This window comes from Limimaricola litoreus (genome assembly GCF_024159025.1).
Lineage (GTDB): Bacteria > Pseudomonadota > Alphaproteobacteria > Rhodobacterales > Rhodobacteraceae > Limimaricola > Limimaricola litoreus.
Map to the genome: position 1 here is coordinate 1 of NZ_JAMYXC010000073.1, position 7,482 is coordinate 7,482.

Here is a 7,482-nt window from a genome sequence, read left to right on the forward strand (position 1 = left end):
GCGGCGGGGGCCGCCGGTGCGGCGGGGGCGGGCTGCGGGGCCACGCCGGTGCGGTTCGACAGGCCCAGGCGATGCACCTTGCCGATCACGGCGTTGCGCGTCACGCCACCGAGTTCCTTGGCGATCTGGCTCGCCGACTGGCCCTCGTTCCACATTCTCTTGAGCGTTTCGACGCGCTCGTCGGTCCAGGACATGCAATGCCTCCGATCGGTTGGGCGGTGGCCCGCCGTTTCAGTTGCGACGTGCCGATTTACACAGCCAGGGGCGGCAGTTCAACCCGGACCGCGCGTCGCGGCGCAGATCGCGCCCCGAGGGCTGCACTTGCCACCATGCGCACGACCGCTACAACCCCGACCTCAGGAGGCGCATATCATGAGCATCGACACAGACCACGGCATTCGTCGTTTCGGACGCTTCAACACACTGGGCACCGCGACGCTCGCGAGCCGCGAGATCCGCCGCTTCCTCAATGTCTGGGCGCAGACGGTGATGGCGCCGCTGATCAACGCGGCGCTGTTTTTGCTGATCTTCACCATCGCCATCGGCCCGCGCCGCGGCGACGTGATGGGGGTGGAGTTCCTGCATTTCCTGGCACCCGGCCTTCTGATGATGACGGTGATCCAGCAGGCCTTCGCCAACACCTCGTCTTCGCTGGCCTCGGCCAAGGTGCAGGGCAACATCGTCGACACGCTGATGGCGCCGCTCTCCTCGGCCGAGGTGCTGGCCGGCTATGTCGCAGGCGCGGTGGCGCGCGGGCTGATCGTCGCGGTGGTGATCGCGATCGGCGTCTGGCTGTTTCTGGGCGTGCAGATCGCGCATCCCTTCTGGGCGTTGGCCTTCTGGGTGCTGGGCTCGATCTTCATGGGCGCGCTCGGGCTGATCGCCGGGATCTATGCGCAGAAGTTCGACCAGCTCGCCGCGATCACCAACTTTCTCGTCACGCCCCTGGCCTTCCTGTCGGGCACCTTCTACTCGATCGACGCGCTGCCGGGCTTCATGCAGACGCTGAGCCATGCCAACCCGTTCTTCTACCTGATCGACGGCGCCCGCTTCGGCATGATCGGCGTCTCCGACAGCTCGCCGGTGCTCGGCCTCGCCGTCGCGCTCGTCTCCTGCCTGGTGGTGCTGGGCCTCGCCTGGGGCTGGCTCGAAAAGGGCTACAGGCTCAAGCCATGAGCCTTCTGCGCGACGCCGTGCCCGCCGATTTCGAGCGGCTGGCGGTCGGGCTGCCGCCGCAGGGGCTTCTGCTGCCCGAAGCGGGGCTGATGACGGCGCCCGAGGCGATGCTGATCGCGCGGCATTGCGGCACGCTGCGCGCGCGTCAGGGCTGGGGGGCCTGCCTGATCGTGGAGGGCGATCTCATGGTCGGCTTCGTGATGCCAAGACCCACCGACGCCGAGGGGCAGGCCGAGTTCGGCTATGCCATCTCGCCGGGGCAGCGCGGGCGCGGGCTCGCGGGGGCCGCGGTGGGCTGCTTCGTGACGCGGGCGGCCGAGGAGGGGCTGAGCGCGCTTCTGGCCGAGACCGATCCCGGCAACGCGGGCTCGATCCGGGTGCTGGAGCGCAACCTCTTCACCCCCGTGCCCCCGGGGCGCGAGGGGCGGCTGCGCTGGCGGCGCTACCTGCGGCGATAAAGGGTGAGCGTCAGCGGCGCGAGCAGCAGTGTCAGCAGCGCGGGCCCCAGCAATGCCAGCCCGATCTCGCGCGCCGTCGCCGTCCCCGCCATCAGCGCGCGCAGCGCCGTGGTCATCAGCGACACCGGGTTGACCGCGACGAAGGCCTGCAGCCAGCCGGGCATGGTCGCCGGATCGACCATGATGTTCGAAGCGAAGGTCACCGGGAACAGCACCGCGAAGCCCAGCGTCATCACCGTCATCGGCGTGCGCACCACGAGGCCCAGCACGATGAAGATCCAGCCCCATCCGAAGCCGATCGCCAGAAGCAGCGCGAAGGAGGCGAGGATGCCCGAAAGCCCCGCCTCGGGGCTGTAGCCGAGCGCCAGCCCGATCCCGAGGATGATCGCCCCCGCGATGGTATGGCGCAGCATGTCGCCCACCATCAGGCCGGCAAAGGGCGCCAGCGACCAGATCGGCAGGGAGCGGAAGCGGTCGAACAGCCCCTTGGAGAGGTCGGTCGAGAGGCCCATGCCGGAATAGACCGTGTTGAACACCGTGGTCTGCACGAGGATGCCGGGGATGAACCACTGCAGATAGGCGGTCGAGGAGCCCGCCAGCGCGCCGCCGAAGATGAAGGTGAAGAGCAGCGTGAACATGATCGGCGTCATCACCAGATCGAACAGCTGCTCGGGCACGTGGCGGAATTTCAGCACCGCGCGCCAGGCAAAGGTCAGCGCCGTCGAGGCGGGCGAGGGGGCGGCGGGGCGCGGACCCTGGGGCAGGGGAATGCTCATGCCGCCTCCTTTCCGGTCAGGGCAAAGAACACCTCGTCGAGGCTCGGCGCGCCGAGCGAGAACTCCGCGAGCCGGATATGCGCCTGCGCCAGCCGCGCCAGATGCGCGGCGGCCTCGGTGTCGTCGGCCACCGGCACCGAAAGCCGCGCGCCCTCGGGGTCGGCCTGCGCCGCCTCGCCGAGCAGTCCCAGCGCGATCTCGCGGTTGCCCGGATCGAGCGGGGTGACATGCAGCACGCCCGAGCCGGTCTGCGCCTTGAGCTCGCGGCTGGTGCCCTCGGCGATCTTGCGGCCATGGTCGATCACCGCGATGCGGCCCGCGAGCTGGTCGGCCTCTTCCAGATACTGGGTGGTGAGCAGGATGGTGACGCCCTTGGCCGCCAGCCCGCGGATGAGCCGCCAGACCCCGGCGCGGGCCGAGGGGTCGAGCCCGGTGGTCGGCTCGTCGAGAAACAGCACGCCCGGGCTGACGATCAGCGAGGCGGCGATGTCGAGCCGGCGGCGCATCCCGCCCGAGTAGTCCTTGACCTGCTTCTTCGCGGCCTCCGACAGATCGAAGGCCGCGAGCAGCTCCTCGGCCCGCCCGCGCGCCGCGCGCCAGCCAAAGCCCCACAGCCGCGACAGCATGACGAGGTTCTCGCGCCCGGTCAGATCCTCGTCGAGCGAGGCGAACTGCCCGGTCATGGCGATGGCGGCGCGCACGCGCTCGGGGTGGGACGCGAGGTCGTGTCCCATCACCTGCGCTTCGCCCGCATCTGGTCGGGTGAGCGTGGCGAGGATGCGCAAAAGCGTGGTCTTGCCCGCGCCGTTGGGGCCGAGGATGGCGAAGATCATGCCGCGCGGCACGTCGAGATCGATGCCGTCCACGGCCCTCAGATCGCCGAAGCTGCGCCGCAGCCCGCGCGCGCGGATCGCGAGATCGTCCTGCATGCCGTCCCTCCCTCGTCTTTGCCGCAGGCTAGCACGGCCCCGTGCCGCGGGGGGCGATTTCCTCTTTCGGTCCGCCGGTTCCTCGCCTAACGTCGCCCGCATGACGCAGACCGCCGCCTTCGCCGCCCCCCGACGCCGACGCTGAAGCCCCCCATCGCTTCGCGACGCGGCCCTTGTGCGTCTTCTTTCCCCCACGACAATTGACTCGCCCCTGCCGCTGCGGCACCAACGGGGCCTATTACAGGACCATTGCCATGATCCCCTCGATCCTGCCGACCTACAACCGCGCGCCGCTGTCCTTCGTGAAGGGCGAGGGCGTCTGGCTGCAGACCGAGGACGGGCGCCGATTTCTCGATCTCGGCGCGGGCATCGCGGTCAACGCGCTGGGCCATGCCAACCCCGATCTGGTCGATGCGCTGACGACGCAGGCGGGCGCGCTGTGGCATGTCTCGAACCTCTACCAGATCCCGGCGCAGCAGAAGCTCGCCGACGCGCTGGTGGACAAGACCTTCGCTGACAGCTGCTTCTTCACCAATTCGGGCACCGAGGCGATGGAGCTGGCGGTGAAGATGGCGCGCAAGTACTGGCACGACCGGGGCCAGCCCGAGCGCAGCCGCATCCTGACCTTCGAAGGCGCCTTCCACGGCCGCTCTTCGGCCGCGATCGCCGCCGTCGGCACCGAGAAGATGACCAAGGGCTTCGGCCCGCTGCTGGGGGGCTTCACCCAGCTTGGCTGGGGCGATCACGACGGCCTGCGCGCGGCCATGGCCCCAGCGGACGTCGGCGCGGTCCTGATTGAGCCGGTGCAGGGCGAGGGCGGCATCCGGCCGGTGCCGGACCAGTGCCTCAAGGGGCTGCGCGAGCTGTGCGACGAGACCGGGACGCTCCTGATCTTCGACGAGGTGCAATGCGGCATGGGGCGCACCGGCAGGCTCTTTGCGCATGAATGGGCCGGGGTGATGCCGGACATCATGATGGTCGCCAAGGGCATCGGCGGCGGCTTTCCCTTGGGCGCGGTGCTGGCTACCGAAGCCGCCGCCGCGCCGATGACGGCGGGCACGCATGGCTCGACCTATGGCGGCAACCCGCTGGCCTGCGCGGTCGGTGCGAAGGTGATGGAGATCGTGGCCGATGAGGGCTTTCTCGAAGCCGTGAGGGCGCGCGCCGGGCGGCTGCGCCAAGGGCTAGAAGGGCTCGTGGCCACCCATCCGCAGGTGTTCGAGAGCGTGCGCGGCGCGGGGCTGATGCTGGGGCTGAAGTGCAGGCCCGCCGCAGGTGACGTGGTGCAGGCGGGCTATGCCGAGGAGGTCCTCACCGTGCCCGCCGCCGACAACGTGGTGCGGCTCCTGCCGCCGCTCAACATCACCGAGGCCGAGATCGACGAGGCGCTCTCTCGGCTCGACCGGGCGGCGGCGCGGGTCGGCTCCGATGCCGGGTAGGTACCGCTTCAGGCCGCTGGTCGCCTCCGACCGGCGGCTGTTCGACCGCTGGCTGGCGGAGCCGCATATCGACGGCTGGTGGGGGGATGCGGCGACCGAATGGGCCGAGATCAGCCGCGACTGGGCCGAGGGCAACACCGGCACCGACATGCGCATCGTCGAGCACGAGGGGCATCCCTTCGCCTATGTGCAGGATTACGAGGCGCATTTCTATGACATGCCGCATTACGCGCATCTGCCCAAGGGCGCGCGCGGCATGGATGCCTTTCTCGGCGATCCGGCCTATCTCGGGCGCGGCCATGGTGCGGCCTTCCTGCGCGAGCGGGCGCTGCAGCTCATCGCCGCGGGCGCGCCGCTGGTGGCGGTCGACCCCGCGCCCGACAACGCCCGCGCCATCGCCGCCTATCAGCGCGCCGGTTTTTCGGGCGATACCATCCTGCCCTGCGAGGACGGAGACCCGATCCGGCTGATGACGCTGGGGGCCGACTGACCTCACCCTTCCCCATATCCGCCGAGGCGTGCGCCGCGCCCGGCTCTTCGATCCGAAAGTAGAGACATGAAGCACTTCCTCGACATCCTGCCCACGCCTGTGGCCGACCTGCGCCAGATGATCGACCACGCCCGCGCCATGAAGGACGCGCGCAAGGACCGCCCCAAGGGCATGTGCGACGACGAGACGCCGCTCGAGGGCCGCATGGTGGCATTGATCTTCGAAAAGCCCTCGACGCGGACCCGGGTCAGCTTCGACGTGGGCGCGCGGCAGATGGGCGCGCAGACCATGGTGCTGTCGGGCGCCGACATGCAACTCGGCCATGGCGAGACCATCGCCGACACGGCCCGCGTGCTGTCGCGCTATGTCGACCTGATCATGATCCGCACATTCGAGGAGCAGACTCTTGTCGAGATGGCCGAGAATGCGACCGTGCCGGTGATCAACGGGCTCACCAACCGCACGCACCCGTGCCAGATCATGGCCGACATCATGACCTTCGAGGAGCATCGCGGGCCGATCAAGGGCCGCAAGGTCGTCTGGTCGGGCGATGGCAACAACGTCTTCGCGAGCTTCGCCCAGGCCTCCGCGCAATTCGGCTTCGACCTGGTCTTCACCGGCCCCAAGCCGCTCGACCCCGAGCCCGAGATCATGGAGGCCGCGCGTGCGGTGGGCGCCAATATAGAGATCATCCGCGATCCCATGGCCGCGGTCGAGGGCGCCGATCTCGTCGTTACCGACACATGGGTGTCGATGCATGATCCGGCCTCGGCGCGCGAGCGGCGCCACAACCAGCTGCGCGGCTACCAGGTCAATGCCGAGCTGATGGGCCGCGCCAAGCCCGACGCGCTCTTCATGCACTGCCTGCCCGCGCATCGCGACGACGAGGCAACGAGCGAGGTGATGGACGGTCCCGCTTCGGTGATCTTCGACGAGGCCGAGAACCGCCTGCACGCGCAAAAGGCGGTGATGCGCTGGTGCCTGGGCGCGTGACGCCCCCCTTCCGGCTGGTGCCGCTCGAGGTCGGGGACGCCGAGGCGCTCTCGACCTTCGAGCTGGAGGGCCGCGACTGGTTCGAGCGGCGGGTGCCGCCGCGCCCGCCGGGCTATTTCGAACCCGATGCGCTGCGCGAGATCCTGCGCGAGATGCTGGAGGGGCCGGAGGCCGGCCGCGCCCGCTTCTTTCTCGTGCGCGCCATGGATGGGTCGATCATCGGCCGGGTCAACCTGACCGGCATCAGCGAAGGGCCGGGCGGGCTTGTGGCGGAAGTGGGCTACCGCATCGGCGCGGCCCATGCGGGGCAGGGCCTCGCCCGGGCCGCGCTGGGCGTAGCGATCCACGTGGCGCGCGAGATCGGCCTCGACCGGCTTAGGGCGAAGGTGCCCGAGCATCACGTCGCCTCGATCAAGGTGCTTGAGGCCAACGGCTTCGCGCCCACGGGGGAGGCACCCGTGCAGGCCGAGCTGCACGGCGCGCCGCTGACGCTCGTACACTACGCCCGCGATCTCTGAGGGGGGAACGCGGGCCTGCGCCTCGCGTTGGCCCCGGACCCCAAGCCCTGGAGACCGCCATGCCCCGCCCCGACGCCATCGCCTTCGACGCCGTGGAGACGCTGTTCTCGCTCGGAAAGCTGCGGCCCCGGATGGAGTGGGCCGGGCTTCAGGGCCATCAGCTCGAAACCTGGTTCGCGCAGATGCTGCGCGACGCCTTCGCGCTAGGCGCGCTCGACATCTACAAGCCGTTCCGCGAAATCGCCGAAGCAACGCTCGAGGTGATGATGACGGCGCAGGGGATCAAAGGCCGCGAGGACAGGATCGAGGATATCCTGTCGGGCTTCACCGAGCTCGACGCCGAGCCCGACGTGCTGCCCGCGATGCAAAGGCTGTCGCGTGACAGCGTCCCGATCGCGGTGCTGACCAATGGCAGCGAGAAGGTGACGCGCGCGCTGGTCGACAGGGCCGGGCTGAGCGATCTCGTTTCGCATGTGATCTCGGTCGACGAGGTCGAACGCTGGAAGCCCGCGCCGCAGGTCTATCACCACGCCGCCTCGCGGCTCGGGGTGGCGCCAGAACGGCTCGCACTCGTCGCCGCGCATGGCTGGGACGTGCAGGGCGCGCGCAGCGCCGGGCTGATCACCGGATACGTGGCGCGCGCGGGCAAGCCGCGCTCGGCGATCATGGCCCCGGCGGATGCCGAGGGCGAGACGCTGATGCA

The 7,482-nt window shown here is 69.7% G+C and carries 10 protein-coding genes; 7 read left to right on the forward strand and 3 right to left on the reverse strand.

The window, feature by feature from the left end:
• Positions 1-194: GcrA family cell cycle regulator (locus NHG85_RS05515; protein WP_305884595.1), on the reverse strand; the 194-nt coding region annotated here is incomplete at its 3' end.
• 178 nt (positions 195-372) lie between these two features.
• Here NHG85_RS05515 and NHG85_RS05520 point away from each other — a divergent pair.
• Positions 373-1,176 carry an ABC transporter permease gene (locus tag NHG85_RS05520; protein WP_253330564.1) on the forward strand — a complete coding sequence of 268 codons (804 nt, stop codon included), beginning with the start codon at positions 373-375 and terminating at the stop codon, positions 1,174-1,176.
• The gene (locus tag NHG85_RS05525) at positions 1,173-1,634 is read left to right on the forward strand and encodes a GNAT family N-acetyltransferase (protein WP_253330566.1); all 462 of its coding nucleotides are present in this window, start codon (positions 1,173-1,175) and stop codon (positions 1,632-1,634) included. The genes NHG85_RS05520 and NHG85_RS05525 overlap by 4 nt, the downstream gene beginning before the upstream one ends.
• On the opposite strand, the gene NHG85_RS05530 is transcribed toward NHG85_RS05525, so the two are convergent.
• Positions 1,619-2,410: an ABC transporter permease gene (locus tag NHG85_RS05530; protein ID WP_253330568.1), complete on the reverse strand. Its 792-nt coding sequence runs from the start codon at positions 2,408-2,410 to the stop codon at positions 1,619-1,621. The two genes, NHG85_RS05525 and NHG85_RS05530, sit on opposite strands and share 16 nt — an antisense overlap.
• A complete protein-coding gene (locus tag NHG85_RS05535; protein ID WP_253330570.1) occupies positions 2,407-3,339 on the reverse strand; it encodes an ATP-binding cassette domain-containing protein in 933 nt (310 codons plus the stop codon). Before NHG85_RS05535 ends, NHG85_RS05530 begins: the two co-directional genes overlap by 4 nt.
• A gap of 254 nt (positions 3,340-3,593) precedes the next feature.
• On the opposite strand from NHG85_RS05535, the gene NHG85_RS05540 reads away from it, so the two are divergent.
• From NHG85_RS05540 to NHG85_RS05560, 5 genes are all read left to right on the forward strand, one after another.
• Positions 3,594-4,778: an aspartate aminotransferase family protein gene (locus tag NHG85_RS05540; RefSeq protein ID WP_253330572.1), complete on the forward strand. Its 1,185-nt coding sequence runs from the start codon at positions 3,594-3,596 to the stop codon at positions 4,776-4,778.
• Positions 4,768-5,268: a GNAT family N-acetyltransferase gene (locus NHG85_RS05545; RefSeq protein WP_253330574.1), complete on the forward strand. Its 501-nt coding sequence runs from the start codon at positions 4,768-4,770 to the stop codon at positions 5,266-5,268. Before NHG85_RS05540 ends, NHG85_RS05545 begins: the two co-directional genes overlap by 11 nt.
• 66 nt (positions 5,269-5,334) lie before the next feature.
• Complete coding sequence (gene argF / locus NHG85_RS05550) at positions 5,335-6,261, forward strand: ornithine carbamoyltransferase (protein WP_253330576.1); 927 nt, start codon at positions 5,335-5,337, stop codon at positions 6,259-6,261.
• A complete protein-coding gene (locus NHG85_RS05555) occupies positions 6,258-6,779 on the forward strand; it encodes a GNAT family N-acetyltransferase (protein WP_253330578.1) in 522 nt (173 codons plus the stop codon). Before argF ends, NHG85_RS05555 begins: the two co-directional genes overlap by 4 nt.
• A 59-nt stretch (positions 6,780-6,838) precedes the next feature.
• Positions 6,839-7,482: haloacid dehalogenase type II (locus NHG85_RS05560; RefSeq protein WP_253330580.1), on the forward strand; the 644-nt coding region annotated here is incomplete at its 3' end.